This is a genomic window from Enterobacter sp. Ap-867, assembly GCF_011752855.1.
Classification (GTDB): domain Bacteria; phylum Pseudomonadota; class Gammaproteobacteria; order Enterobacterales; family Enterobacteriaceae; genus Cedecea.
The window spans coordinates 37,596-63,169 of sequence record NZ_VWWS01000011.1 but is presented as its reverse complement, the minus strand read 5'-3'; the positions used below and the strand labels follow the sequence as shown (position 1 = coordinate 63,169).

The window sequence follows — 25,574 nt, the reverse complement described above, 5'->3', positions numbered from 1 at the left end:
ACAAACTGCGCAGTAAGCTTCTCAAGAAAAAATTCAGCGTGACAAGGTGAATGTTGGATAAATACGACTTTCAGAAAAGAGTAAGGGCATTATTCCTGGCATTAGCATGCATTAGCGAACAGGGAGATGAGGGCGTGATTTTAACTGTGTGAAAAACGGAGGCTCTCACCTCCGTTTTAGTATTAAGCCTCGCGCAGATTCTGGGCCGCTTGCACCATGTTTGCCAGCGCCGCACGGGTTTCTGGCCAGCCACGGGTTTTCAGGCCGCAGTCCGGGTTAACCCACAGGCGCTCTGCCGGAACAGATTCCGCCGCTTTCTTGAGCAGGGCTTCAATCCATTGCACATCCGGAACGTTTGGAGAGTGGATGTCGTACACGCCCGGCCCGATTTCATTCGGGTATTCGAACTCTTTAAACGCCTCCAGCAGATCCATATCGGAACGGGAAGTTTCGATGGTGATCACGTCCGCATCCAGCGCCGCAATGGAGTCCATGATGTCGTTGAACTCGCAGTAGCACATGTGGGTATGGATTTGGGTGTCATCTCGCACCACGGCGGCGTTCAGACGGAAGGCCTCCACGCCCCACTCCAGATAAGCCTGCCAGTCGGACTGGCGCAGCGGCAAACCTTCACGCAGGGCGGGTTCATCAATCTGGATGATACCGATACCTGCGGCTTCCAGATCCGCTACTTCGTCACGCAGGGCCAGCGCAATCTGCTTCGCGATAGTCTCCCGGGAAACATCTTCACGCGGGAAGGACCAGCAAAGAATCGTCACCGGACCGGTCAGCATGCCTTTAACCGGTTTGTCGGTCAGGGACTGCGCGTATTTGGCCCACTCAACGGTGATCGGCTCCGGACGGCTGATATCGCCGATAACAATCGGGGGTTTCACGCAGCGGGAACCGTAGCTCTGCACCCAGCCGTTCTGAGTAAAGACGAAGCCATCCAGATGTTCGCCGAAATACTCAACCATGTCGTTACGCTCAGCTTCGCCATGCACCAACACGTCAAGGCCCAGACGTTCCTGCTCAACAATCGCCTGTTTAATGTGTTCGGCGATACCGGTGCGATAGTTGCTCGCGTCCAGCTTGCCTTTTTTGAAGTCCAGGCGCAGGCCGCGAATTTCAGTTGTTTGCGGGAAGGAGCCAATGGTCGTTGTTGGCCAGGCCGGCAGGTTGAAGCGTTCACGCTGGGCTGCTGCACGGGCAGTGTAAGCATTCTGGCGCTGGCTGTCCTGGGCGGTAATTTTAGCCAGACGCTCGCTGACAGCGGCATTGTGCACACGTTTGGACTGACGACGAGCCTGAATCGGGGCGCTCCATTCAGCAATTTTGGCGGTATTCCCACTGTTTAATGCTTCAGTCAGTAAGGACAGCTCAGCACACTTCTGCAGGGCAAAAGCAAACCAGCTTTTAACTTCGGCATCCAGGCGAGTTTCTACGCTCAGGTCAATTGGGCTGTGCAGCAGGGAGCAGGAAGATGCCACCCACAGCTCACGTTTACCCACCAGGTCTTTTAACTGAGCATATTTCTCCGTCAGATCGGCACGCCAGACGTTACGGCCGTTGATAACACCCGCCGACAACAACCAGTTTGCAGGCAGTTTCTTATGGATGTCATTCACGTCATCTTTGCCATGTACAAAATCAACGTGCAGACCCTGCACCGGCAGCGCGGTGATGGTGTTCAGGTTTGGCCCCACGCCTTCGAAGTAGGTGGTAAGCAGCAGCTTCACCTGGCCGGTCAGCGCGTCGTAAGCGGGTTTGAAGGCATCCAGCCATGCTTTTGGCAGCTCCAGCACCAGCGCAGGCTCATCGATTTGTACCCACTCAACGCCACGCTTCGCCAATTCGGCCAGCACCTGCTGGTAGACCGGCAAAATATCTTTCAACAGGCTCAGGCGATCAAACTGTTCGCCTTTCACTTTGCCCAGCCACAGGTAAGTCACTGGCCCAAGCAGGACAGGTTTCACCTTATGGCCCAGCGCAAGCGCCTCGTCGACTTCTTCCAGCAGCTGAGTCCAGGTCAGTTTGAACTGCTGCCCCTTAGTAAATTCCGGCACCATGTAGTGGTAGTTGGTATTGAACCATTTGGTCATTTCTGCGGCAGCAGCAGGCTCGCCGGTTGGTGCCCGGCCACGGCCGATGCGAAACAGCGTATCGATATCGACGCTGCCGTCTTTGTTCTGATGACGAGCCGGTACGTTACCGAGCAGCAGGCTGGTGGTCAGAACATGGTCGTACCAGGCGAAATCGCCCACCGGCAGTAATTCGACGCCGGCTTGTTTTTGTTGGTCCCAGTGGCGGGCACGCAGTTCGCGGCCAACCGCCAGTAATTCTTCGCGGGAGGTATTCCCTGCCCAGTAGCTTTCTTGTGCTTTTTTCAACTCGCGCTTAAGGCCGACGCGAGGGAACCCCAGGGTGTGATTATGGATTGTCATGGTCTTTCCTCTATTCGGTGCGATGTATTTAGCCATCCAGATGTTTACACTTCTATAATCAGCAGGTACTGTATAATCCTCAAGCGCAATTTGTTCATGCCGAAGTGAAGGACTTTCATGATCGAGATTAAACACCTGCGGACGCTGCAAGCGTTACGACACAGCGGTTCGCTGGCCGCCGCTGCTGCCGCCCTGCATCAGACTCAGTCGGCCCTCTCTCACCAGTTCAGCGATCTGGAGCAGCGGCTCGGCTTCCGCCTGTTTATCCGTAAAAGTCAGCCACTTCGCTTTACGCCGCAGGGGGAGATCCTGCTGCAGCTGGCGGAACAAGTGTTGCCGCAGATTGGCCGCGCCCTGCAGGCCTGCAATGAGCCGCATCAAACCCGGCTGCGCATTGCGATTGAGTGCCACAGCTGCATTCAGTGGCTGACGCCTGCGCTGGAAAATTTCCGCCAGCACTGGCCGCAGGTGGAGATGGACTTTAAATCCGGCGTTACGTTTGATCCGCAGCCTGCGCTGCAGCAGGGCGAGCTGGATATCGTTCTGACATCGGATATTTTGCCGCGCAGCGGGCTACATTATTCGCCGATGTTTGATTTTGAAGTGCGCCTGGTGATGGCGACCGACCACCCATTGGCGAAGAAAGAGAGCATTGAGCCTGAAGATTTAACGCTTGAAACGCTGCTTATTTACCCGGTACAGCGTGAGCGTATGGATATCTGGCGTCATTTCCTGCAGCCAGCAGGGGTTAGCCCGTCGCTGAAAAACGTCGATAACACGCTGCTGCTGATTCAGATGGTATCGGCGCGGATGGGGATTGCCGCCCTGCCGCATTGGGTGGTGGAAAGCTTTGAGCACCAGGGCCTGATTGTGACCAGAACCCTGGGTGAAGGTTTATGGAGCCGCCTCTACGCCGCGGTACGTGACGGCGAACAGCGCCAGCCGGTGACCGAGGCGTTTATTCGCTCGACGCGCCAGCACGCCTGCGACCATTTACCGTTTGTGAAGAACGCGGAGCGACCCATCGGCGATGTACCCACAGCGAGGCCATTATTACCGTTCCCCCAATAATAAAGCTCGGCCAGTGGGGCTGCTCCTGCCAGATGGCAAGATTCACCAGCAGCCCGGCCGGGACGTGCACGTTGTTCATGATGCCGAGCGTGCCGGCGTCCACCTGAGTTGCGCCGTAGTTCCACATAAAATAACCCAACCCGGAAGCGACAACGCCAAGCCAGACCAAAATCCCCCACTGTAGCGTCGTGGTGGGGAGTTTCTGCGGATTGCCAAGCGCAAACCAGGCAACAACGGCGACAATAAACGCCCCCAGATAGAACCACGAAAACGCGCAGTGCTGCGGCATCGGGTGCGTTTCCATCAGGCGCTTGTAGCCCACCATGCCGATAGCGAAGCAGATGTTCGCCCCCTGCACCAGCAGCAGGCCGATCCAGAAGTGATCGCTGACTTTATCGTAACGAATAATCGCCGCGCCAATCACCGCCAGCCCCGCACTCAGCGCATAGCCCCAGCGCAGTTTATTGCCGCTCAGCAGGTCGTAAATCAGCGTGACGTACAGCGGCGTCATTACCGTGAAAAGCAGGAATTCGGATACCGTGAGATAGAGGTAAGCGCGGAAGCTGAAGAGGTACATCACGCCCAGCTGTAGCGCGCCCACCAGCATGTACAGCAGCAGGGTTTTGAGCGGGTAGCCTTTAAAACGCAGGAACGGCAGAAACACCAGCGCCGCCAGGCCAACGCGCATCAGCACCGAGAAATAGCTGTCCACATGCCCGGCGAGGTACTCCCCAATCAGGCTAAACGAGAAGGCCCACAGAATCGTGGTAATGATGAGTAATGGCACAATGAGCAATCCACAACGAACAAGATTGCGCCATTGTACTGAGAGGAGGCTACATCGGCTTAACTATTTAGTTGACGAGTGGGCACTTATTAACCACTCGTCATTTGCCGATCACTCAGTCTTGAGGAACAGCTTACGCAGATAATGCGGCACGGCGTTGTCGCCGTTGGTGCCAATCACTTCCAGCTCCGGCAACAGATCTTTCAGGCGCTGGTGAGCGTTGCCCATGATGCAGCCCTTACCGGCCATGCTCAGCATCTCGGCGTCGTTCATGCCGTCGCCAAAGGCAATGCAATCCTTCAGGCCGTAACCCATCGCTTTCGAGACCGCTTCCAGCGCGTGCCCTTTGGAAACACCGCCCGCCATCACTTCCAGGCAGGTCAGCGTCGAGAAGCTGACGTTCACGCGGTCACCCCAGCGGGCGTTGATCGCCTGTTCCAGCGGCAGCAGCGTGTCGTGATCGTCGCAGGTAAAGAATACTTTGCTGACGCCGTCGGCTTCCAGCAGGCCCGGTTCAAACAGGGTGTAGCTGAATTTGGCTTCCTGGAAATACTTCATCTCTTCCGGGCGGTGGCGGTTCATAAACCACTCGTCGCCTTTGTAGACGTTGGTCACGATGTCCGGGTTGTTATGCACCACGCCAAACAAGTCCTGAGCGATGTCGTGGTCGAGATCGTGAGAGAAGAACAAGTTGCCGTCGGTATCGTGCACGCGAGCGCCGTTCGAGGTGATCATATACGCCTTGATCTCAAGATTGTCGCGAATTTGCGCCACATCGATATGGTGACGGCCGGTGGCAAAAACAAAGTTAACGCCTTCAGCGGTGAGCAGTTTTAACGTTTCTTTCGCGTAAGCGGAGAGGAAATGATCGGGAGACAGCAAGGTGCCATCTAAATCTGAAGCAACGACGTGGTACATAGGGATATTCAGCCTCTGGAGAGATATTTTCAATTAGTTATGCCGGTCGAAAAACTCAAGCACGGCAGACAATGCTCTGGCTCGCATAGCGTCCTTCTCAAACAGGATCTCGTGATACGCGCCTTCAATGACGTAAGGTGTTTCCCCCTCACAAGGGTGGCCCGCCGCGGCCATAATTTCGCAGAATTGCTGGTGCGCGCGGTTATCGACCACTCGCTCCTCTTCCGCCTGGAGTAAAAAGATCGGCGTGGTGATGGCAGTTGCTCCTGCTAACACCTTTTCTCCGGCGAGGATCCCTTCTCGTACCCAATGGAACGTTGGCCCGCCCACCCGTAATGCTGGCTCATCAGCATAAAAACGCAGGCTGCGGCGGTACCGCTCTTCGCTGTGGGTCAGGACGTTAACGCTAAACGGCAGCGCGCGCCAGCGGCCAGTCCCAATGGCGTATCCTTCCCGAATACGTGGATGCCCTTCGGCCCAGTCAAGAATATGACGCACCATCCATTCCGGCCAGCGCAGGATAATACCAAACATCGGGGCGCAGAGCGCGACCGCATCAAAAGCGCCCGGGGCTTGCTGTAACCATAACGCGGCAATGGCGCCGCCCATCGAATGGGCCAACAGGTAGCGTTTACGCCAGTGCCCTGACGCCACTTCCTGCTGGTAAAAATGGTCAAAATCTTCGACATAGTCACTAAAGTTGACGACGTGGCCACGGTGGGTGTCCGACAGCATGCGTCCTGAACGCCCCTGCCCGCGGTGGTCGATGATCAATACATCAAACCCGCTGTGGAACAGGTCATACGCCAGCTCAGCATATTTCACGTAGCTTTCTATTCTACCAGGGCAGACCACAATCACGCGATCGTGCTGCGGTGAACAGAAGCGAACGTAGCGAACCGGCACGTCGTCCACGCCGGTAAATTCGCGCTCTTCCCGCTTGCGCCAGAAGTCCGTCAGTGGGCCCGTGGCAAAAGCAGCAAATGCGCCTTCGCGTTCTAACCATCCATTTTTATGCTGAGACATAGGGGTCGGCATCAGGTATCTGTGGTTTTTTTTTGGCCCGTGGCACGCTTATCAACAATAGCGTATTGTGGCATAAAAGCGCGCGTTCAGGGAGTTTCGCATGACCTTCGAGTGGTGGTTTACCTATCTGCTAACCACAATAATTCTTAGCCTTTCCCCCGGCTCCGGTGCCATCAATACCATGACTACCGCTATCAGCCACGGCTATCGCGGTGCGGCAGCGTCAATTACCGGACTGCAAACCGGGCTGGCGCTGCATATTGTGCTGGTCGGCGTTGGGCTTGGGGCCCTGTTTTCACGCTCGCTGCTGGCCTTTGAAGTGCTGAAGTGGGCGGGCGTTGCCTATCTTATCTGGCTGGGCATCCAGCAATGGAGAGCCGCTGGTGCACTGGACTTAAACACGCTGGCCACCACGCAACCGCGCAGCAAACTGTTCAAGCGAGCGGTGTTTGTTAACCTGACCAACCCGAAGAGCATCGTGTTTCTGGCCGCTCTGTTCCCGCAGTTTATCGTCCCGCATCAGCCCCAGGCGATGCAGTACGTTGTGCTCGGTGTTACCACAGTCGTCGTCGATATTATTGTGATGATTGGCTATGCGACCCTGGCCAAACGGATTGCCGCCTGGATTAAAGGGCCGCGCCAGATGAAAGCCCTGAACCGGGTCTTTGGCTCGCTGTTTATGCTGGTTGGCGCACTGCTTGCGGGAGCGCGCCAGGCCTGATTATCGGGAGATGATCAGGTGAATACCAAACCCGGTGAACAGAGCGCCAGCCATACCGTCTATCCATTTGGCGAGGCGCTGATAGCCGCGACGCATTTTTGGTAAGGCGAACAGGCTCGCCACGATAGTGAACCAGGCGAAGGTTTCAATCGCGATCAGCACAAACAGGCCCCAGCGCTCGGCGCTGCCCACGTTGTCGCCAACAAAAAGCGAGAACACGCTGCCGAAGTAGATAATCGCTTTCGGGTTAGCCAGGTTCGTCAGCAGCCCTTTCACAAAGCTCTTCCCACCGCTCGCCAGCTCGACTTTTGGCGCCTCTTCGCTTTTAACTTCTTTCTTGAATGCGCCGCGCAGCATCTGATAGCCCATCCAGCAAAGATACAGCCCGCCGCCGACCATGATGATGTTATGCAGCCAGGCCATTTTTTCGAGGATAAGATGCAGGCCTAGCAGCGCCACGCCTGCCCAAACCATGACGCCAGCGGTGATCCCCAGCACACCCATCATCGCCTCTTTGCGAGAGCGGCTTACGGCAGTCTGGGAAACAAAGAAAAAGTCAGGCCCCGGGCTCATCAGGGCAACGATGTGCACCAGCGCCACGGTCAGAAATAGCATTAACATAGGGAATAGCTCGCGTGCAGATAATTCGAAGAGTCATTATCCTGCCACTTTTCTTCGCGGCAGGCTACTCTTCATCCACGCCGTCAACGTGGTCGCGGATAAGCGTCATAAACGGGCGGCCAAAGCGCTCAAGTTTGCGCGTCCCCACCCCGTTAATGCCCAGCATCTCGCCGGGCGACAGCGGCATCTGTTCCGCCATTTCAATCAGCGTCGCATCGTTGAATACCACATAAGGCGGGATGTTTTCTTCATCCGCGATGGATTTGCGCAGTTTTCTGAGTTTGGCGAACAGCTTGCGATCGTAATTACCGCCAAAGACTTTCTGACTGGCGCGCGGCTTGATGGCGACAACACGGGGCACCGCCAGCATCAGCGGCTCTTCACCACGCAGGTAAGGACGTGCCGCTTCCGTGAGCTGCAGCGCTGAGTGCGCGGCGATATTTTGCGTCACCACGCCGAGGTGAATGAGCTGGCGGATCACGCTGACCCAGTGCTCCGTCGTGTGCTCGCGGCCCTCGCCGTAAATTTTCAGTTTGTCGTGGCCGAGATCGCGAATTCGCTGGTTGTTGGCCCCCCGTAGAACCTCAACCACGTAGCCCATCCCAAAGCGCTGGCCGACGCGGTAAATGCAGGACAGCGCTTTTTGCGCGTCCATCAGACCGTCATAGCGACGAGGCGGGTCGAGGCAGATATCACAGTTGCCGCAGGACTGCTGGCGGCCTTCGCCGAAGTAGTTCAGCAGCACGAGACGGCGGCAGGTTTGCGCTTCGGCAAACGCACCCATGGCGTTGAGCTTATGGCGCTCGATATCCTGCAGCTGTCCCGGTGCTTTTTCTTCAAGGCATTTACGCAGCCAGGCCATATCCGCCGGATCGTAAAACAGCATCGCTTCCGCAGGCAGGCCATCGCGCCCGGCGCGGCCCGTTTCCTGATAGTAAGATTCAATGTTGCGGGGGATATCGAAGTGGGCGACAAAACGCACGTTCGGCTTGTTGATGCCCATGCCAAAAGCGACGGTCGCGACCACGATTTGCAGATCGTCACGCTGGAATTTCTCCTGCACGTCACCGCGCACCTGATGCTCCAGGCCCGCGTGATAAGCGCCGGCGCTGATGCCTTTGCTTTGCAGTCGGGCGGCAATGTCTTCCACTTTCGCCCGGCTGTTGCAGTAAATAATCCCGGACTTACCGCGCTGTTCCTGAATATAGCGGGTGAGCTGATCGAGCGGCTTAAACTTCTCCATCAGCATGTAGCGAATGTTCGGCCGGTCGAAGCTGCTGATTTGGATAAACGGATCGTGGAGTCCCAACAGGCGCACGATATCGAGCCTGGTGGTGTCGTCCGCCGTGGCCGTTAATGCAACAAAGGGGACGGCAGGCAATCTTTCGCGAAGCTGACCAAGGGCGGCATATTCCGGGCGGAAGTCGTGTCCCCACTGCGAAATACAGTGGGCTTCGTCCACCGCCACCATCGAAAGCTGCCAGTTGCTGAGATGGTCAATAAAATTGTCCATCATCAGGCGTTCAGGGGCGATATACAGCAGACGAATTTGCCCGGTACGGCAGCCGGTCATCACCTCCAGCTGCTGTTCACGGGTTTGGGTCGAGTTAAGACAGGCCGCCGCCACGCCGTTCGCCAGCAGCTGATCGACCTGGTCTTTCATCAGGGAAATCAGCGGGGAAACCACCACGGTCAGACCGCCAAATACCAGGGCAGGAATCTGATAGCACAGGGATTTACCACCGCCGGTTGGCATCACTACCAGGCAGTCACGCCCCTCCAGCACCGTGTCGATGATGGTTTCCTGACCCGGACGGAACTGTTGGTACCCAAAGGTATCCTGCAGAACCTGTCTCGCCAGCGACGCCTGATTGATTACTTCCGCCTGTGCCACGCTATCCCCACTACCTAAAATTCAGGCGCCATTTTCAGCGCCTGGAAGAGAAACTGCAATGCTTTAGAAAAGATCGTTTAGCATAACGCCTACGCCAACCCGTGTCTGGTTAAAGTTGTAATCGATGAGCGATTCACCGTAGCCGCTATAGACCTGGGTATAGAAGCGAACGTTTTTCGAGATCGGGTAACTCACGCCAAATTCTGCCCCGCCGTAGCCACTATTCCAGTTGTATTGCCCCTTCACGCTGAAAATCGCATCGCCCAGCGCATAGCCCACCTTAAGCTGGTAGTAACCCATGTATTTGGTGATGTCCGGGTTGTCCTCTACGCTCCCCACTACGTACCAGGGTTTGACTTCCACCTGCCAGTCGCCGTGTTGTGCCATCAGGCGGGTGTACAGGCGGTTCCAGCCGCGCGAGGTTGGGTCAGAACGACCGTTTGAATCGTGGTTATAGCCAAACTCGACGTCCCGCAATGTCCAGCCTGCAAACGTTGCCTCCGTTGCGAAACCGAGGAATAGCTGAGGCTCATAGTTGGTTTCACGAAACGGGGAGGATTCATTGCGGTTGGAAAGCTGCCACCAGGATTTCTGGGTATAGGAGGCGGCCAGCACTGAATTATCCCCCAGAATTCCGCGCCAAAGCGGGAAGGCCAGGCTGAGCTGGAACTTCACCTCGTCTTTGCGCGCATTGCTGGCCCAGTCATAAGAGCTAATTGCCTCTTTGTTCATATCGCTGGTCCAGGTGTACAGCAGGTAATTCGTGTCGTACGGGTACAACGTGAAAGGGTTGTCGTGTTCCTGCAGCAGATTGGCAATGATGCTACCTCGCACCGCGGGCTTGTCGTGAATCTTATCGATGGTGGTTTCTTGTGCGAAGGCGGTCAAGGGCAGCATCGCGGCTACTCCCCACCCCAAAGGTTTCAGCATTAGTCCCGTTCTCCATAACAAAAAGTGTCTAAATATTTATTGCCAAACATTTTACCGCAGGATGGGCCAAAGCACGTCTCTACGGTTCTGAAAGTGGAAAGCAACAATTGAGAAGCATAAACTACACACTTTGTTAACTTATTCGTTATTTGTTCGAGGAATGAACGATGTCTTCCCCCGTATTGACCACAGAAGCCGCCCTCAAGCTGGTGGGCGAAATCTTCGTGTATCACATGCCGTTTAACCGCGCGCTTGGCCTGGAGCTGGAGCGCTACGAAAAAGCGTTCGCCCAGTTGAGCTTTAATAATCAGCCGATGATGGTGGGCAACTGGGCACAAAGCATCTTGCACGGCGGCGTTATTGCCTCCGCGCTGGACGTGGCGGCTGGCCTGGTCTGCGTAGGCAGTACGCTGACTCGCCACGACACCATCACCGAAGACGAGCTTCGTCAACGTCTGTCCAAAATGGGCACCATCGATTTGCGCGTGGATTATCTGCGTCCGGGCCGCGGAGAGCGCTTCACGGCCAGCAGCAGCCTGTTGCGCGCCGGTAACAAAGTTGCGGTAGCGCGAGTAGAGCTGCATAACCAGGACCAACTGCACATTGCCAGCGCAACGGCTACCTACATGGTAGGGTAAGGATGTAAACCCTGTTATTATTTGCTCACTATTTTTTTGCTGAGTTTTCTTCATGGATCCGAAACAGACACGTCAGGGGATCTTGCTTGCCCTGACGGCCTACTTTATCTGGGGCATCGCGCCGGTATATTTCAAACTGATTCACTACGTACCGGCGACAGAAATTTTGACCCACCGCGTTATCTGGTCATTCTTCTTTATGCTGGCGCTGATCACTGTCTGCCGCCAGTGGCCGCAGGTGAAACGCTCCTGCCAGAACCGTAAAAAGATCCTCGCGCTGGCGTTAAGCGCCGTGTTGATTGGCGGTAACTGGCTGCTTTATATCTGGGCAGTGAATAATCAGCACATGCTGGAAGCCAGCCTGGGTTACTTTATTAATCCACTGGTGAACGTGCTGCTGGGGATGCTCTTTTTGGGTGAACGCTTCCGGCGGATGCAGTGGGTCGCTGTCTTGCTGGCCTTCTGTGGCGTGCTGGTTCAGCTCTGGACTTTCGGTTCGCTGCCGATCATCGGCCTGGGTCTGGCCTTCAGCTTCGCTTTCTATGGCCTGATCCGCAAAAAGATTGCCGTAGATGCACAAACCGGGATGCTGTTTGAAACGCTGTGGCTGCTGCCGATCGCGGGCATTTACCTGTTTGGCATCGCCGACAGTGCCACCAGCCATATGGGGATGAACCCGTGGACGCTGAATCTGATGCTTATTGCCGCCGGGGTGATCACCACGGTGCCGCTGCTTTGCTTTACTGCCGCCGCGACCCGCTTACGCCTTTCCACGCTGGGCTTCTTCCAGTATCTGGGGCCGACGCTGATGTTCCTGCTGGCAGTGACGTTCTACGGCGAAGTGGTAACTGAAGATAAGCTGATTACTTTTGGCTTTATCTGGGCGGCGCTGGCGCTGTTTATTGCCGATGCGATTTATACCCAGCGGCGTCTGCGTAAGGTATAAAATACGCTAACCGTTATAGGTTCAATTTTTTAGTAATGTGCCTGTGAAGCAGCAGGCACAAATCAATATACGGAGTAGTGACGTAGAAGCATTCATGTTAATGTAAAAAATCAATGGATTAATAATATTTAAGGACAATGGATGTTTTCATCATCGAGTGATTTTTATATATTCCTTGCAGTTATAGCAATTATCTATACAACTCCTTTTATTTATACACCAATCACTATTTACGGCGCATTTAAGAAAAAAGAACAAATTACATTCATCAAAATAATATTATCTGCCAATGTTTTAATAATAGTTAACATACTCTATTATTTTTTCTCACCAAATAGTTTGCCCTATAGCTCCCATACGATTTTTTTTATCACCATGAGTCTGATAACTTTCCTTCCAGCCTCTTTGTCATTGTTAATTAACCTACCCAAAAAAGTTGACATTTATACGTACATAATACTGTTCAGCTTATCACTTTGTGTATATAATTTTTATTGCTTTTCAGAAAAATTAAAGCAAGATCACCGCGCAATGATTTTTTCTGCGTTGGAACAAGGGAATATAAAAAAACTTCAGCAAGTATTTAATGATGAATGCTCAAATAATAGTATCACTTTTGATTATCTATACGAAATGGCTGAGGTTGAAACTTATCCTGCAAAATCGTTTACCTTTATGCTGGACTGTATGGCTGGAAGCACCGAGACGAAACATGTCCCATTTCAGTTTATAATCTTTTACAAAAACGCATTACTTCGTGAAAATACAAACACAGCACTATTAAACCTACTCTACGCTGATTATTATCATAAACTCAATGAAAGTGATAAAAATAATCTTGTAGAAGAAATCACTTCCGAAATAAACAACCGCTATTCAGCTAAAAATACATGGTTCGTAGAGCGCTTTAACTTCCTTATCAAAAAACATCCAGAATTAACTAACTACATAAAAATAGATGAGCAAGATATCATAAACGCAATAGATTACGGCAATATAACCTTTATTAATTACGCCCTCCCATATCATTCTACTAAAAATGAAAATCTGCTTTTGGCAACAAGTGTCTTAAGCCATGCAGATGAAAAAATCATGAAAAAGATTGAGGAAAATAAAAACTTTCTAAATATCGAGCTGTTGAGCTCAGATCATCACGTTTGGAGGAACAGTAAAATAGATCTATTAAGCTATATATTCAGATATGGCTCAGAAAATTTAATCATTTGGTTACTCGCCCGAGGGATGGACGACACGGCCACATTTGATTATCAGGAGAGTTATGTCAACTCTACTAATGATCAAAAGGAATACTCCTGTAGAAATTACCTGATGGATCACATTCGTGACAATCCCGAAATAAGTCATGAAAATAAATGGTCAATTCGCACAGTACTAGAGCTGAGAAGCAACTGCCCCTCAAGATAATCGCAGAGACAAGATAATAAATGCTATCGACAGATGCGGCCTTCAGGACGAAAGCCGCAACCGGTTTAAAGCCAGTTCTTACGCTTAAAATAGAGATAGGGCGCTAAGCCCGCGAGCATCATAAAGATGATCGCGCCGGGGTAACCAAAGCTCCACTTCAGCTCAGGCATAAACTCGAAGTTCATCCCGTAGCTGGACGCCACCAGCGTTGGCGGCAGGAAAACAACCGAAACCACAGAGAAGATTTTGATGATGCGGTTCTGCTCGATGTTGATGAAGCCCATCGCCGCCTGCATCAGGAAGTTAACCTTCTGGAACAGGGATTCGTTATGCGGCAGCAGGGATTCGATATCTCGCAGGATTTCGCGAGCCTGCTCCAGCTGGCTGCCCGGCAAACGTGCCTTACGCACCAGGAAATTCAGCGCGCGCTGGGTATCCATCAGGCACAAACGAACCTTCCAGCCGATATCTTCCAGCTCCGCCAGCGTCGAAAGCGCGGCGTCGTATTCATCGCCCTGATGCCCTTCCATGATCACACGGCTAAGCTGCTCCAGGTCGCTATAAATGTTTTCGATTTCATCCGCCAGCTGTTCGATTTTGGTTTCAAACAGATCCAACAGCAGCTCCCACGCATTGCCGTCCACCATGGACTGATTGCGGGCGCGCATGCGGTACAGGCGAAACGCAGGTAGCTCACGTTCACGCAGCGTGTACAAGCGGCCTTCACGAATGGTAAAAGCGACCGTGCTGTTACCGGCGTGGTCATCGGCATCTTCAAAGAAGAAAAAGGAGTGGATGTGAAGGCCGTCTTCGTCCTCAAAAAAACGCGCGGACGCTTCGATGTCTTCCAGCTCTGGTCGGGTTGCCAGGCTTTGACCAAGTTCCGTTTGCACTCGCTCTCGCTCGCTCTCTTCCGGCTCGACGAGATCGACCCATACCGAATTGGCAAGGGTATCCGTCTCGTCCAGCTCAATGCGGGCAAGGCGATTATTTTCCAGTTGAAATGCGCTCAGCATGACCGGGACTCCCAATGCAAAAAAAGATCAGGGACAATTCGGTTGACACACAGACAGAAACAATAGAGGTTTCAGACCATTAAACAGTCTGACTCAAGGGGCGACGGAATGAAAATACACGAGGTCGCTGACAACCACGAAGGCTATCAGCATCAGAGGATAGCCTTAGAAGTTGTACCTGGATGACAGGTTATTGAGCCAGCATCTACTGGGTGTGTCCAAGGCGAGTGTCCTCTTAGCGTATTCGTGCGCGCATGTTACGCCACCACTAATATGGCGTCAACACGCAACGGGACACGGCTGAACAAGTTCATGCCAGTGACATATTAAGGGTAGCCCACGCACTAAAAATTGTAATTAGTTTCTGTAGGTTACACGGTTTCCAGGCGCGCATAAGCGGCAACTAACCACTTGATTCCCTGCCCCTGGAATGCCACCTGCAGGCGGCTGTGCTCCCCGCTGCCTTCCAGGTTCACAATGGTCCCTTCGCCAAACTTAGGATGACGCACGCGCTGTCCCAGGCTAAAGCCAGAATCGTTCTGGGCGAGAGGAGTCCCCATCCGCTGATGGCTGACCGGACGGCTGATACTTGCGCGCAGGCGAACTTCTTCCACGCAGTTTTCGGGCAGCTCGCCGATAAAGCGAGACGGACGATGGTAGGCTTCTTTCCCATACAGGCGACGCGTTTCCGCATAGGTCAGCGTCAGCTTTTGCATTGCGCGGGTTACGCCCACGTAGGCCAGACGGCGCTCTTCTTCCAGGCGCCCACCCTCGTCGAGGGACATCTGGCTCGGGAACATGCCTTCCTCCATCCCCACGATAAACACCTGTGGGAACTCCAGTCCTTTGGCCGAGTGCAGCGTCATGAGTTGCACGGCATCCTGCCAGGTATCTGCCTGGCCTTCCCCCGCTTCCAGCGCGGCATGGGAGAGAAACGCCTGCAGCGGCATCAGATCTTCGTCTTCGTCGTTGTAGCTGAACTGGCGCGTGGCCGTCACCAGCTCTTCTAAGTTCTCAATTCGGGTCTGGCCTTTCTCGCCTTTCTCCTGCTCATACATGATGAACAGGCCTGAATCTTTAATTACCCGGTCGGTCTGGACGTGCAACGGCATATCCGCAGTTTCATGGGCGAGCGCGTCAATCAGCTCCATAAAGCGCTGCAGCGCGGAGGCCGCACGACCAGCCAGCGCTTTTTCCTGCAGCAGCATGCGGCAAGATTGCCACAGCGTTAGCTGCTGGTCGCGCGCGGTCTGGCGCACGACGTCGAGCGTGCGGTCGCCGATCCCTCGGGTTGGCGTATTCACCACGCGTTCAAAGGCCGCATCGTCGTTGCGGTTGGCCATCAGACGTAGATAGGAGAGCGCGTCTTTGATTTCCTGCCGTTCGAAGAAGCGCATCCCGCCGTAAATACGGTACGGCATACTGCCCTGCAGCAGCGCCTCTTCCAGCACGCGCGACTGGGCGTTGCTGCGGTACAGAATGGCACATTGCTCCAGCGCACCGCCGTTTTCCTGCCAGGTTTTAATGCGGTTAACCACGAAACGGGCTTCGTCCAGTTCGTTGAAAGCGCAATAGATTGAGATAGGTTCGCCGTCGCTGCCGTCGGTCCAGAGCTCTTTACCAAGGCGGCCAGAGTTATTGGCAATCAGGGCGTTGGCCGCGTTCAGAATGTTGTTCGTCGAGCGGTAGTTTTGCTCCAGACGAATCGTTTGTGCCCCCGGGAAGTCATTCAGGAAGCGCTGGATATTTTCAACCTGCGCCCCGCGCCAGCCGTAGATCGACTGGTCATCATCGCCGACGATCATCACTTTGCCGGTGTCCCCGGCCAGCAGGCGGATCCACGCATACTGAATGCTGTTGGTGTCCTGGAATTCGTCCACCAGGATATTGGTGAAACGCTCGCGATAGTGGTTCAGGATATGTGGTTTGTTCAGCCACAGTTCGTGGGCGCGCAGCAACAGCTCAGCAAAATCCACCAACCCGGCGCGATCGCAGGCTTCCTGATAGGCCTGGTATACCTTCTGCCAGGTTTGCTCCACCGGGTTACCGTAGCTTTCAACGTGATGCGGACGCAGGCCCTCGTCTTTTTTGCCGTTGATGTACCACATTGCCTGGCGCGGCGGCCACTGCTTCTCGTCCAGGTTCATCGCTTTAATCAGACGCTTCAGCAGGCGAAGCTGATCTTCGCTGTCGAGGATTTGGAAGTCTTGCGGCAGGTTGGCGTCCATATGGTGCGCGCGCAGCAGACGGTGTGCCAGACCGTGGAAGGTACCCACCCACATGCCGCCCTGGCTGGTGCCCATCAGTTGGCCGATACGGTGGCGCATTTCCGCCGCCGCTTTGTTGGTAAAGGTCACCGCCATGATGGAGTACGGCGAGCAGTTTTCGACCGTCATCAACCACGCAATGCGGTGCACAAGCACGCGCGTCTTACCACTGCCCGCCCCGGCCAGCACCAGCATATTGCTGCGCGTGGCGGCAACCGCTTCGCGCTGTTTGTCGTTGAGGCTGTCGAGCAGGTAAGAAACGTCCATTGGCACCGCCGAAAAAGAGAAAGAGTTGGCCCAGCCAACTACTGGAAATTTGTACAGAGTTGCTGCTGATTATATCAGCGCGGTGAGGGATGCCAACCGCGAAATCTCCAGATGCGGCAACAAACGGCTGTCATCTATCCGCATCAGGTCGCCTTCGCGCAGGTTAATCCAGCAGGCCTGCATTCCGCAGCGCACGGCACCGGCCACATCGGTGGTCAGGTCATCGCCGACATGCAGAATTTGCTCGAGCGGCACACCTAAACGTTGCGCAGCAGTGTGATACATATCGCTGAAAGGTTTAGCTCGCCCGTCCGGCCCGGCACGCAGAATGAATTCGAAGTAGTTATCCAGTCCGAACAGGTGTGGCTCTGCGTTACCGTTAGTGATCGCCACCAGCGGCCATTTTTTAGCAAGCTTTGCCAGCGTGTCGTGCGTTTCCTGTGGGATGTCGATGCGGCTACGCCATTTTGCGAAGTTCTCCATGGCGGCACCGGCACCGGTAAAGGCCTCTTCCGCACTAAGTCCGGCATCCAGCATCATTTGCTCGACGGCACGGCGACGCCATTCGGTGACATCATGATAAATGTCCGGCTCTTTCACGCGAAGCGCTTCACGGCTGCGGTGAAAATCCAGGGCGGAAAACGCGCTGAGCTTTGGGTGATAATTCTGCACAAAGGCCAGCGACTCCTGAGTGGTGCGCAGGATCACCGGATGGTTATCATAAAGCGTATCGTCGAGATCGAACGTCAGAGCAGCAATTTGCCCGAGCGGGCGGTAAAAATGCATTACGATTTCCCCCGTTTGGCGCGTGGATGCGCGGCATCATACACCGAGGCTAAATGTTGAAAGTCGAGATGGGTATAGATTTGCGTAGTGGACAGGTTAGCGTGCCCAAGCAGTTCCTGAACGGCGCGCAAATCGCCGCTGGATTCCAGCATGTGGGTGGCAAACGAGTGACGCAGTTTATGGGGATGCACATGGCTGCTTAGCCCCTGCTTGATACCCCATTCGCCAAACCGCTTTTGCACATTGCGGGCGGATATTCGCTTTCCCGTCTTCGCCAGAAATAACGCATCGTCGTCCGGGCCAAAAAGTTCGCGCAAATCCAGCCAGTGTTCAACCCAGGTCACTGCGCTCCGGCCAACGGGTACGCGGCGCTCTTTGCTCCCTTTCCCCATCACCCAGACCTCTCCGGTAGAAAGATCTATATGACTGCAATTCATATTCACCAGTTCGGAAAGACGCAGGCCAGCGCCGTACATCACTTCCAGCATTGCCCGATCGCGTACTGCCAGCGGATCGTTCAGATCGATATCCAGCAGATGATTCACATCATCGACTTCAATGTTTTTAGGCAAACGCCGACCGGCTTTTGGCGTGGTGATGCCTTTGGCCGGGTTCGCCTTTAGCTCTCCCTGGCTGACCATCCAGTCGAAAAAGCTGCGTAGTGCCGAAAGTCTTAATGCGAGGCTGGAGGCCTGTAGGCCAGCCCTGCGGCTACGCACGGCCAATGAACGCACGGCTGCGGCATCGCATTGCTGCCAACTGGTGAGCTTCATCTCTTCTGCAATGTGAATAATCGCCGTGAGCTGGCGCTGGTAGTTCAGGAGAGTGAGCGGGCTGAGCTGACGCTCAACCTTGAGGTATCGCAGAAAACCATCAACGTGAGATGTTAATACGGAAGTGGTCATGCCCGTTCAATCCAACGCTCCAGCAAGTCCGGCAGCATCAGCGCCAGCTCGTGCAGCAGCTGAGTGCCCTGCCCCTGTTGATAATGTTGCGGGTCGCGGCTGCTGAACAGCAGAACACCAAGATCGCCCTCGTTGCCCATCAGCGACAGGGCAACGGAACCAATGGCTTTTGCCTGCGGCAAGACCAACAAAAGTTCCGGGCCATTAAGCGGGCCGAGGTAGTGCTGGCTTTCGCCAAGACGCTGAATACGCAGCGGCTCAAAAGCCGGGCGGTTCAGCGCGAGATGCGTGAAGTCTGACGGAGCGCCGATACGCCAGCGGTCAGCAAAAAGCCGGATGTTCGCCCCGGCAAGACCCATGTCCCGCGCCCAGCGATGCAGCCGGTTCAGCATTTCCTGCAGGCTGGAAGCCGAAGCCAGTCGCCCCTGAAGCTTCAGTAGCCGATAGAACAGACCTTCGTTGGCGCTCGCCTGCTCCATCAGCAGCGTCATGTTCTCTTCGAGGTGATTGATGTGGTTACGGCTGCGGGCCATATGCCACTCCACCAGCGAAACGCTGCCGCGCACCGGGTGAGGAACCTGCATGCTCTCCACCTGGTGGGCATTGCGAATAAAGAAATCAGGGTTGCGCTGTAAGTATTCGGCAACCGCGACATCGTTAAGCTCAAGAAGGGCTTCTTGCTGTTCCTCGGCATTCTTCATAGATGTATAAATCCATCATAGACGTGGGCCGCCGGGCCGGTCATGTAAAGCGGTGACCCTGGCCCTTTCCAGGCGATATCAAGACGGCCGCCAGGTAGCTCAACGCGTACCTGCTCCGCCAGTAATCCTTGTTGAATTCCAACCGCCACTGCGCCACAGGCGCCGCTGCCGCAGGCTTGAGTTTCGCCCGCACCGCGTTCATAAACGCGCAGGCGGATGTGTTCGCGGCTCACCACCTGCATGAAGCCGATGTTGGCTCGCTCAGGGAAGCGTTCATGGCTTTCCATCACTGGGCCCAGGCTTTCAACCGCGGCGGTTTCGATGTCATCGACCTGAATGACGCAATGCGGGTTCCCCATTGAAACGACGCCGCACATAATGGTTTGTTCGGCGGCACGCATAATATAGGTCTTTTCTGCTTTGTTTGCCCGGAACGGCACCTGGGACGGTTCGAAGTTAGGCTCGCCCATATTGACGCGAACCATCTCATCTTCCGTCACGCTCAGTACCATTCTGCCATTGGCGGTACTGACGCGAATTTCACGCTTATTGGTCAGCCCTTTCAGGCGCACAAAGCGGGCAAAACAGCGCGCGCCGTTACCACACTGGGAAACTTCACTGCCATCGGCGTTAAAGATCCGGTAATGAAAGTCGAGATCGGGATCGTAGGGAGGCTCAACGATCAGCAACTGATCGAAGCCGACGCCAAGATGACGATCCGCAAGCCGACGGATCAGCTCCGGAGAGAAATAAACATTCTGCGTCACCGCGTCGACGACCATAAAGTCATTACCAAGGCCATGCATTTTAGAGAACTGCATCTTCTGCTCCATTAGCGCGGTTACAAAGCACGATTTAGCTAGTAAACAACCTGAGTCGGCGCATCATCAATGCCGCGACTGTTGCGGACGGGTGCCGTCTGGACAGGTTGCTCTGGGGTTGCGCTGTGCGTTGTCGGCGTCGCTTTTTTATCAGCCGGAGGGAAATAAAGAGGCCCCTTCAGGCCGCAGCCGGTGAGGCTGACGAGCGTCAGTGCCAAAGCTAGAGGGCAGAAAATCTTCTTCATTATCGGGTAGCCTGTGATTCACTATTCTGCCGTCTATCATCGCAGGTGAACCCTGAAAAGCAATACTCTTCATCACCCAGACCGCTGAAAATCACCTGGCAGTAAATCGGGCAAGAAAATAATCGCTGCTACCTGGCCCCTTCTCATCGCTGACGCAGGTTGTCTTTCAAAAGGTGGCACAGATAAAACGGATGAGTATTACGGCCCTGAATGATCCCTGAGCCGCAGTTTCTAATTACCGGCGATGCTCTTATACTGCCCTGAAATCCCAACAGGAAGCAGACATGAACGACAGCGAATTTCACCTTTTAGCCGATAACCTGTGGCGCACAATTGAAGAGCGCCTGGACGACTGGGACGGCGATAGCGATATTGATTGTGAGATCAACGGTGGCGTGCTGACCATCAGCTTTGAAAACGGCAGCAAAATCATTATCAACCGCCAGGAGCCTTTGCATCAGGTGTGGCTGGCCACCAAAAGCGGCGGCTACCATTTCAACCTGAAAGGTGACGAATGGATATGCGATCGTAGCGGCGCAGAGTTTTGGCAGTTGCTGGAAGAAGCGAGCACGCAGCAGGCAGGTGAAGCGGTTAGCTTCCGCTGATTACGGCTGGTACTGCTGCAGCAGCGGCGCTGAGTTGTCGTCCTGATTAACCGGCGCGGCTGTTGTGAGTGACTGGGTGCGGAACGGAATGACCTGCACCCGCCCATCCGTTTTCACAATCTGATAGAACTGCGGCAGGTTGAAGTTGATGAAGCTTGAGCCGTAGGTAAAACGATCGTGGGACGAGGAGTAGAAGCGGCTCACGTCGCGCACCAGCTCTTCTTTGCTGCCTTCGCAATGATGATAAACTTCCGCCCGGTTGCTTTCATCCAGGATATAGATGTTGAAGCCCTGGTCTTCACTGGCTTCTTCAAAGAAGAACTGAATAATCCCTTCACTGGCAAAGCCATCCACGACCGCCGGCAACTGTACCTGGTTAGTGCCAACCTGCACCGACAGGCCATGCAGCTTGTTGTGCGAGATGGCACCATAAAACTCAACGGCGTTTTCCAGTTTTTGTACCGAGACATTCAAACGCTCGAAGAACAGGCCCCATGTCTGCCCGGAGACGCGCAGCGCTTTAAAGCGGCCCGGCTCCTGGCGCGTGCTGGAAAGGCGGAACTCGATGCATTCAGACACCAACTGCTGTACGCGAGTGCGGATCAGGCCACGCAGGTGCTGGCTGTAGCAGAAGACTTCCACGCTATCCGGCGGTGCGGCGTCCTGGTGCATTTTCCCAAGAATGGTTTTCAATGCCTCGATCATCGCCTGCTCGCCGTTAAAGTGCAGGGTACGCACTTCGTTCCACGAGTTGCGATACAGCAGGTCAACGCTGCCAATCAGGCACTGCTGCTGCTCGCCGAAGCTGAACACATCCAGCTTACGGAAATCGAAATGCACAACCTGATTGCGGAAGGCGGCCGTCGGGTCATATTCAAGGTTGACGATAATCGCCAGATGGCGAATCTCGCACGGGCTATACAACGCTTTTGGCGTCGGTGCCGGGAGCCGCAGCGGGAAGTGATGGGAGACATCCGCCACCATCTCCTGCAGCTTCGGTAAATCACAAATACCGTTGCCCTTAATAAACAGGCGGGTACGCGAGGTCAGCAGGCCGTTAAAGTAGGCCCACGCCACCAGCTTATTAAGATAACGGTTATATTCCAGCGGTTGATGGCTGACGATAGAGTCCATGTTCGGCGCACGGTTGTAGAGATACCAGCCAGAGCGGTTCGCACGGCCAAGCGGCACATGGATAAAGGTCAGGTTCGGTTCAGACAGATCGGGGGAAATCTGCGGGTTTACCAGCGTGACTTTGCCCGGCAGCGCTTCAAACGCAGCGTACAGCTTACGCGTTAACACGCCGATGTCCTGCGGACTGGCGGACACACTCAGATTGTTGCGGCGCGCAAAGCGGATCAGATTGCGGTAACTTTGCATCATCGCGTCGAGCAGTTCGTTGTGCGCCTCGCGGACCTGGTCGATTTTCCAGTTTGCACGGTTGTCCAGCATCGCCAGACGCGCTTCGTCCCAGCCCCAGCTCTTCACCAGTTGACTAAGGACTTCGCGGCGCCAGCCAACACAGGCACGCTCACGTGAAAGTTTTTCGCAAACTTTCAGATAGAAACAGCGGCGAACCAGGTCCAGACGCGCATGATCTTCGATTTGCGTCAGGTACTCGGTGACGCGTTCCAGCATCATGCAGTACGGATCGAGGCCAAAGGAGACAATTTCGCCGTCGTGCAGGCGCTGTTTAATGTCTTTTGCCAGCAGGCGCGTGTTCGGATATTCCCAGGAATACGCCTCCAGCAGCAGCGTTTTCAGCACGGCTTTATACGGCGAGTCGATGCTTTTATAGAGCTGCCACAGGCTGGCGCCAAAGTACTCTTCAGCAGACAGTGAACTTAATCCACCGAGATCTAGCCACTCGTTCGGCGTCAGGACACCCTGCGCATAGAGGCTCATCACGTAATCGTCGTAATGCTCTTCTTCATCGCCCGGCACCATGTTCCACAGAATGCGCTTCCCGGCCAGACGTACCGCAGTACGGTAAAATTCGTCCAGCAGCAAGATATGCTGGGTAGAACCGCAGTCTTCGCCGCCCAGGCTGCCGCTTTCGTTGTGGCGGAAGCGGTTTTCATCAATCAGGAAGAAACTGACCTCAACGCCAAGGGAGGCCGCCCAGCTTTCCAGCAGGCTACATTTGCGCTGCAGCAGTTGGCGCTCGTCGTTATCGAGCCAGGCCTGGTGGCAAACCCAGATATCAAGGTCAGAAGAGCAGCTCTGCCCCACGGAGGAGGTGCTGCCCATAGAATAGAGGCCGGTGATCGGCAGTTCGCCCGCTGGCGTCTCCTGAGGCGGCATACCGCGCTGCAGTTCGAGTTCGTCCAGGTAGTGGCGTTGGGTTTCATCAGGCGTGTAGAGGCAAATGCCGCGGGGAACGTTACCGTCGAGGTAACCCGGCATCAGCGGGTGATGATAATGTAATAACGTTGGCAGTAGACTGTAGACCTGTTGGAAGGCAGGCCCCATAGCAGCAAGCGCACGATCTACGCGCAGTTGGTTGATGGCATCCAGTCTCTGTTTAAGTGTCTCAATATAGAGGTACAAGACGTATCGCCTGATGGTTTCAGTATTACGAAAAAACCCGTTTCCTGGTTGTTGTCCCCATTATTATAAACGATCGGGACAGCAATTGCTGGAAACGTGATCAATTTAACACCTTGCCTGTTGACCGTAAAGAAAGATGCGCTACCAAAGTGGTAGATGCCCTGGCCACAGGCTGTTTCTTCCATAATACGAATCACGTCCCTCTGTTGCCGGAAAAACCGCCGAACCTGACAGCCTTCCGCTAAGAGTGGTAGGATGGTCAGTGGACGATAATTACGGTAACAAGCATGTTAGACAATATACTCAGAATTGCCACTCGCCAAAGTCCCCTTGCACTCTGGCAAGCACATTATGTTAAGCAACGTCTTGAAGCTTTTCACCCGCAACTCACCGTTGAACTGGTGCCAATGGTCACCCGTGGCGACGTCCTGCTGGATACACCGCTTGCCAAAGTCGGCGGCAAAGGGCTGTTCGTTAAAGAGCTTGAGCTGGCAATGCTGGACGGGCGCGCGGACATCGCCGTCCATTCCCTGAAAGATGTGCCGGTGGCATTCCCTGAAGGTCTGGGGCTGGTCACCATCTGCGAGCGCGACGATCCCCGCGACGCTTTTGTTTCCAATCATTATCAAACGCTGGATGAGTTGCCTGCCGGCAGCATTGTGGGCACCTCAAGCCTGCGCCGTCAGTGTCAGATAGCCGAGCAGCGTCCAGATCTAGTGATTCGTTCCCTGCGCGGCAATCTTGGCACCCGCCTTGGTAAACTGGATAAAGGCGAATACGATGCCATTATTCTTGCCGTTGCCGGGCTAAACCGCCTTGAGATGCAGGATCGCATTCGCTACGCCTTACCGCCGGAAGTGTCTTTACCCGCGGTCGGCCAGGGCGCCGTCGGCATCGAATGTCGCCTGGACGATGAACGCACCAAAGCACTGCTCGCACCGTTGAATCATCATGAAACCGCCGTTCGCGTGAGCGCCGAACGTGCGATGAATATGCGCCTTGAAGGTGGCTGTCAGGTGCCGATCGGCAGCTATGCAGAGCTGAAAGATAACGAGCTTTGGCTGCGCGCATTAGTTGGCGCGCCGGACGGTTCCATTATGGTTCGTGGTGAACGTCGAGGTAAGCCAGAAGATGCCGTGGCCATGGGTGTTTCACTGGCTGAAGAGCTGTTGAATAACGGCGCAAGGGAAATCCTCGCCGACGTTTATGATGGAGACGCTCCCGCATGACGATCCTCGTCACCCGCCCCTCCCCAGCCGGGGAAGAGTTAGTGAGCCGACTGCGCACACTCGGGCAGGTGGCTTACAGCTTCCCGCTTATCGAGTTCTCGCCCGGCCGGCAACTATCGCTGCTTCCGGCCCAGCTTGCGGCGCTCGCACCAGGCGATCTGGTCTTTGTCCTCTCACAGCACGTCATTGACTATGCCGCCCCACTTTTGCGCCGTAACGGCATCCCGTGGCCGGGCAATCTCAGTTGGTTCGCCATCGGCAGAACGACAGCGCTGGCTTTCCATACCGTCAGCCATATTCCTATTCGTTACCCACAAGATCGGGAAACCAGCGAAATCTTGCTACAATTACCGGAATTACAAAATGTTGCTGGTAAGCGCGCATTGATTTTACGTGGTAATGGCGGGCGTGAACTGTTGGGCGAAACGCTGGAAGCGCGAGGTGCAGAAGTTAGCTTCTGCGAATGCTATCAGCGAAGCGCTATTATTTACGATGGAACAGAAGAAGCCCACCGTTGGCACGCCCGGGGGATCTCAACGCTGGTCGTGACCAGCGGCGAAATGCTACAGCAGCTTTATACGCTTACGCCTGACTGGTATCGCGAGAACTGGTTACTTCGCTGTGAGTTACTTGTTGTCAGCGAGCGTTTGGCAAGCCTTGCCAGGACATTGGGTTGGCAGAATATTCGGGTCGCCGCGAATGCGGACAATGACGCGCTGCTTCGCGCGTTACAACACACCTAACAATAACAGGACGCCACA

Annotated in this window: 24 protein-coding genes; 8 read left to right on the top strand and 16 right to left on the bottom strand. The window is 54.6% G+C overall.

All coding sequences use genetic code 11. The features are described from left to right. Window positions 1–182: 182 nt before the first annotated feature. Complete coding sequence (gene metE / locus F3J26_RS21470) at window positions 183–2,444, bottom strand: 5-methyltetrahydropteroyltriglutamate--homocysteine S-methyltransferase (RefSeq protein WP_166995889.1); 2,262 nt, start codon at window positions 2,442–2,444, stop codon at window positions 183–185. Between the two features lie 117 nt (window positions 2,445–2,561). Here metE and metR point away from each other — a divergent pair, with 117 nt between their 5' ends. Then, window positions 2,562–3,515 (top strand): HTH-type transcriptional regulator MetR, encoded by a 954-nt coding sequence (gene metR, locus F3J26_RS21465; RefSeq protein ID WP_166995887.1) that lies wholly within the window; start codon window positions 2,562–2,564, stop codon window positions 3,513–3,515. Here metR and F3J26_RS21460 read toward each other — a convergent pair. The 3 genes from F3J26_RS21460 to pldB form a co-directional block, all read right to left on the bottom strand. After that, on the bottom strand, window positions 3,403–4,302 hold the full coding sequence (locus tag F3J26_RS21460) for a carboxylate/amino acid/amine transporter (RefSeq protein ID WP_166879503.1): 900 nt from the start codon (window positions 4,300–4,302) through the stop codon (window positions 3,403–3,405). The two genes, metR and F3J26_RS21460, sit on opposite strands and share 113 nt — an antisense overlap. A gap of 111 nt (window positions 4,303–4,413) precedes the next feature. Further along, entirely contained in the window at window positions 4,414–5,220 is an 807-nt protein-coding gene (gene yigL / locus F3J26_RS21455; RefSeq protein WP_008455489.1) for a sugar/pyridoxal phosphate phosphatase YigL, read from the bottom strand. A gap of 33 nt (window positions 5,221–5,253) precedes the next feature. Beyond that, entirely contained in the window at window positions 5,254–6,246 is a 993-nt protein-coding gene (gene pldB, locus F3J26_RS21450) for a lysophospholipase L2 (RefSeq protein WP_166995885.1), read from the bottom strand. 100 nt (window positions 6,247–6,346) lie between these two features. Here pldB and rhtB point away from each other — a divergent pair, with 100 nt between their 5' ends. Next, window positions 6,347–6,967 carry a homoserine/homoserine lactone efflux protein gene (gene rhtB, locus F3J26_RS21445; protein WP_008455495.1) on the top strand — a complete coding sequence of 207 codons (621 nt, stop codon included), beginning with the start codon at window positions 6,347–6,349 and terminating at the stop codon, window positions 6,965–6,967. On the opposite strand, the gene rhtC is transcribed toward rhtB, so the two are convergent. From rhtC to pldA, 3 genes are all read right to left on the bottom strand, one after another. Then, entirely contained in the window at window positions 6,968–7,588 is a 621-nt protein-coding gene (gene rhtC, locus F3J26_RS21440) for a threonine export protein RhtC (protein ID WP_166879511.1), read from the bottom strand. It abuts the gene before it with no gap. Between the two features lie 64 nt (window positions 7,589–7,652). Continuing rightward, complete coding sequence (recQ, locus tag F3J26_RS21435; RefSeq protein WP_166995883.1) at window positions 7,653–9,482, bottom strand: ATP-dependent DNA helicase RecQ; 1,830 nt, start codon at window positions 9,480–9,482, stop codon at window positions 7,653–7,655. 63 nt (window positions 9,483–9,545) lie between these two features. Continuing rightward, entirely contained in the window at window positions 9,546–10,412 is an 867-nt protein-coding gene (gene pldA / locus F3J26_RS21430; RefSeq protein ID WP_034807964.1) for a phospholipase A, read from the bottom strand. Between the two features lie 167 nt (window positions 10,413–10,579). Between pldA and yigI the strand changes: the two genes are divergently transcribed. The 3 genes from yigI (at window position 10,580) to F3J26_RS21415 (ending at window position 13,421) form a co-directional block, all read left to right on the top strand. Further along, complete coding sequence (gene yigI / locus F3J26_RS21425; protein WP_008455502.1) at window positions 10,580–11,050, top strand: acyl-CoA thioesterase YigI; 471 nt, start codon at window positions 10,580–10,582, stop codon at window positions 11,048–11,050. 52 nt (window positions 11,051–11,102) lie between these two features. Continuing rightward, window positions 11,103–11,996 (top strand): EamA family transporter RarD, encoded by an 894-nt coding sequence (rarD, locus tag F3J26_RS21420; RefSeq protein ID WP_008455504.1) that lies wholly within the window; start codon window positions 11,103–11,105, stop codon window positions 11,994–11,996. Window positions 11,997–12,137: 141 nt separating this feature from the next. Beyond that, a complete protein-coding gene (locus tag F3J26_RS21415; protein WP_166995880.1) occupies window positions 12,138–13,421 on the top strand; it encodes a hypothetical protein in 1,284 nt (427 codons plus the stop codon). 65 nt (window positions 13,422–13,486) lie between these two features. Here the strand turns inward: F3J26_RS21415 and corA are convergent, their stop codons facing one another. From corA to lptM, 8 genes are all read right to left on the bottom strand, one after another. After that, window positions 13,487–14,437, bottom strand: coding sequence for a magnesium/cobalt transporter CorA (gene corA, locus F3J26_RS21410; RefSeq protein WP_166995878.1), 951 nt, complete (start codon window positions 14,435–14,437; stop codon window positions 13,487–13,489). Window positions 14,438–14,602: 165 nt separating this feature from the next. Beyond that, window positions 14,603–14,659 carry a YsgD/CorL family protein gene (gene ysgD / locus F3J26_RS22795; protein ID WP_353591484.1) on the bottom strand — a complete coding sequence of 19 codons (57 nt, stop codon included), beginning with the start codon at window positions 14,657–14,659 and terminating at the stop codon, window positions 14,603–14,605. Window positions 14,660–14,808: 149 nt separating this feature from the next. Next, a complete protein-coding gene (gene uvrD, locus F3J26_RS21405; RefSeq protein WP_166995876.1) occupies window positions 14,809–16,971 on the bottom strand; it encodes a DNA helicase II in 2,163 nt (720 codons plus the stop codon). 69 nt (window positions 16,972–17,040) lie between these two features. Beyond that, window positions 17,041–17,757 carry a 5-amino-6-(5-phospho-D-ribitylamino)uracil phosphatase YigB gene (gene yigB, locus F3J26_RS21400; protein WP_166995874.1) on the bottom strand — a complete coding sequence of 239 codons (717 nt, stop codon included), beginning with the start codon at window positions 17,755–17,757 and terminating at the stop codon, window positions 17,041–17,043. Beyond that, complete coding sequence (gene xerC / locus F3J26_RS21395; RefSeq protein WP_166995872.1) at window positions 17,757–18,662, bottom strand: tyrosine recombinase XerC; 906 nt, start codon at window positions 18,660–18,662, stop codon at window positions 17,757–17,759. Before xerC ends, yigB begins: the two co-directional genes overlap by 1 nt. Continuing rightward, window positions 18,659–19,363 carry a DUF484 family protein gene (locus F3J26_RS21390; RefSeq protein WP_166995870.1) on the bottom strand — a complete coding sequence of 235 codons (705 nt, stop codon included), beginning with the start codon at window positions 19,361–19,363 and terminating at the stop codon, window positions 18,659–18,661. The genes xerC and F3J26_RS21390 overlap by 4 nt, the downstream gene beginning before the upstream one ends. Next, on the bottom strand, window positions 19,360–20,184 hold the full coding sequence (gene dapF, locus F3J26_RS21385; protein WP_061277805.1) for a diaminopimelate epimerase: 825 nt from the start codon (window positions 20,182–20,184) through the stop codon (window positions 19,360–19,362). Before dapF ends, F3J26_RS21390 begins: the two co-directional genes overlap by 4 nt. Window positions 20,185–20,222: 38 nt before the next feature. After that, entirely contained in the window at window positions 20,223–20,429 is a 207-nt protein-coding gene (gene lptM / locus F3J26_RS21380) for an LPS translocon maturation chaperone LptM (protein WP_008455520.1), read from the bottom strand. 284 nt (window positions 20,430–20,713) lie between these two features. Between lptM and cyaY the strand changes: the two genes are divergently transcribed. After that, the gene (gene cyaY / locus F3J26_RS21375) at window positions 20,714–21,034 is read left to right on the top strand and encodes an iron donor protein CyaY (protein WP_008455522.1); all 321 of its coding nucleotides are present in this window, start codon (window positions 20,714–20,716) and stop codon (window positions 21,032–21,034) included. Here cyaY and cyaA read toward each other — a convergent pair whose 3' ends face one another. After that, window positions 21,035–23,584: a class I adenylate cyclase gene (cyaA, locus tag F3J26_RS21370; protein WP_008455525.1), complete on the bottom strand. Its 2,550-nt coding sequence runs from the start codon at window positions 23,582–23,584 to the stop codon at window positions 21,035–21,037. Between the two features lie 287 nt (window positions 23,585–23,871). Between cyaA and hemC the strand changes: the two genes are divergently transcribed. Both hemC and hemD read left to right on the top strand, forming a co-directional pair. Further along, window positions 23,872–24,813, top strand: a complete 942-nt coding sequence (gene hemC, locus F3J26_RS21365; RefSeq protein ID WP_008455526.1) for a hydroxymethylbilane synthase — start codon at window positions 23,872–23,874, stop codon at window positions 24,811–24,813. Beyond that, window positions 24,810–25,556 carry a uroporphyrinogen-III synthase gene (gene hemD / locus F3J26_RS21360; RefSeq protein WP_166995868.1) on the top strand — a complete coding sequence of 249 codons (747 nt, stop codon included), beginning with the start codon at window positions 24,810–24,812 and terminating at the stop codon, window positions 25,554–25,556. The genes hemC and hemD overlap by 4 nt, the downstream gene beginning before the upstream one ends. The last annotated feature ends 18 nt before the right edge of the window (window positions 25,557–25,574 follow it).

What these genes read in the sequence shown, in the direction of transcription:
- metE (WP_166995889.1), bottom strand. Translation starts at nt 2,444, where the DNA reads ATGACAATCCATAATCACACCCTGGGGTTCCCTCGCGTCGGCCTTAAG.
- metR (WP_166995887.1), top strand. Translation starts at nt 2,562, where the DNA reads ATGATCGAGATTAAACACCTGCGGACGCTGCAAGCGTTACGACACAGC.
- yigL (WP_008455489.1), bottom strand. Translation starts at nt 5,220, where the DNA reads ATGTACCACGTCGTTGCTTCAGATTTAGATGGCACCTTGCTGTCTCCC.
- pldB (WP_166995885.1), bottom strand. Translation starts at nt 6,246, where the DNA reads ATGTCTCAGCATAAAAATGGATGGTTAGAACGCGAAGGCGCATTTGCT.
- rhtB (WP_008455495.1), top strand. Translation starts at nt 6,347, where the DNA reads ATGACCTTCGAGTGGTGGTTTACCTATCTGCTAACCACAATAATTCTT.
- rhtC (WP_166879511.1), bottom strand. Translation starts at nt 7,588, where the DNA reads ATGTTAATGCTATTTCTGACCGTGGCGCTGGTGCACATCGTTGCCCTG.
- pldA (WP_034807964.1), bottom strand. Translation starts at nt 10,412, where the DNA reads ATGCTGAAACCTTTGGGGTGGGGAGTAGCCGCGATGCTGCCCTTGACC.
- yigI (WP_008455502.1), top strand. Translation starts at nt 10,580, where the DNA reads ATGTCTTCCCCCGTATTGACCACAGAAGCCGCCCTCAAGCTGGTGGGC.
- rarD (WP_008455504.1), top strand. Translation starts at nt 11,103, where the DNA reads ATGGATCCGAAACAGACACGTCAGGGGATCTTGCTTGCCCTGACGGCC.
- F3J26_RS21415 (WP_166995880.1), top strand. Translation starts at nt 12,138, where the DNA reads ATGTTTTCATCATCGAGTGATTTTTATATATTCCTTGCAGTTATAGCA.
- corA (WP_166995878.1), bottom strand. Translation starts at nt 14,437, where the DNA reads ATGCTGAGCGCATTTCAACTGGAAAATAATCGCCTTGCCCGCATTGAG.
- uvrD (WP_166995876.1), bottom strand. Translation starts at nt 16,971, where the DNA reads ATGGACGTTTCTTACCTGCTCGACAGCCTCAACGACAAACAGCGCGAA.
- yigB (WP_166995874.1), bottom strand. Translation starts at nt 17,757, where the DNA reads ATGCATTTTTACCGCCCGCTCGGGCAAATTGCTGCTCTGACGTTCGAT.
- xerC (WP_166995872.1), bottom strand. Translation starts at nt 18,662, where the DNA reads ATGACCACTTCCGTATTAACATCTCACGTTGATGGTTTTCTGCGATAC.
- F3J26_RS21390 (WP_166995870.1), bottom strand. Translation starts at nt 19,363, where the DNA reads ATGAAGAATGCCGAGGAACAGCAAGAAGCCCTTCTTGAGCTTAACGAT.
- dapF (WP_061277805.1), bottom strand. Translation starts at nt 20,184, where the DNA reads ATGCAGTTCTCTAAAATGCATGGCCTTGGTAATGACTTTATGGTCGTC.
- lptM (WP_008455520.1), bottom strand. Translation starts at nt 20,429, where the DNA reads ATGAAGAAGATTTTCTGCCCTCTAGCTTTGGCACTGACGCTCGTCAGC.
- cyaY (WP_008455522.1), top strand. Translation starts at nt 20,714, where the DNA reads ATGAACGACAGCGAATTTCACCTTTTAGCCGATAACCTGTGGCGCACA.
- hemC (WP_008455526.1), top strand. Translation starts at nt 23,872, where the DNA reads ATGTTAGACAATATACTCAGAATTGCCACTCGCCAAAGTCCCCTTGCA.
- hemD (WP_166995868.1), top strand. Translation starts at nt 24,810, where the DNA reads ATGACGATCCTCGTCACCCGCCCCTCCCCAGCCGGGGAAGAGTTAGTG.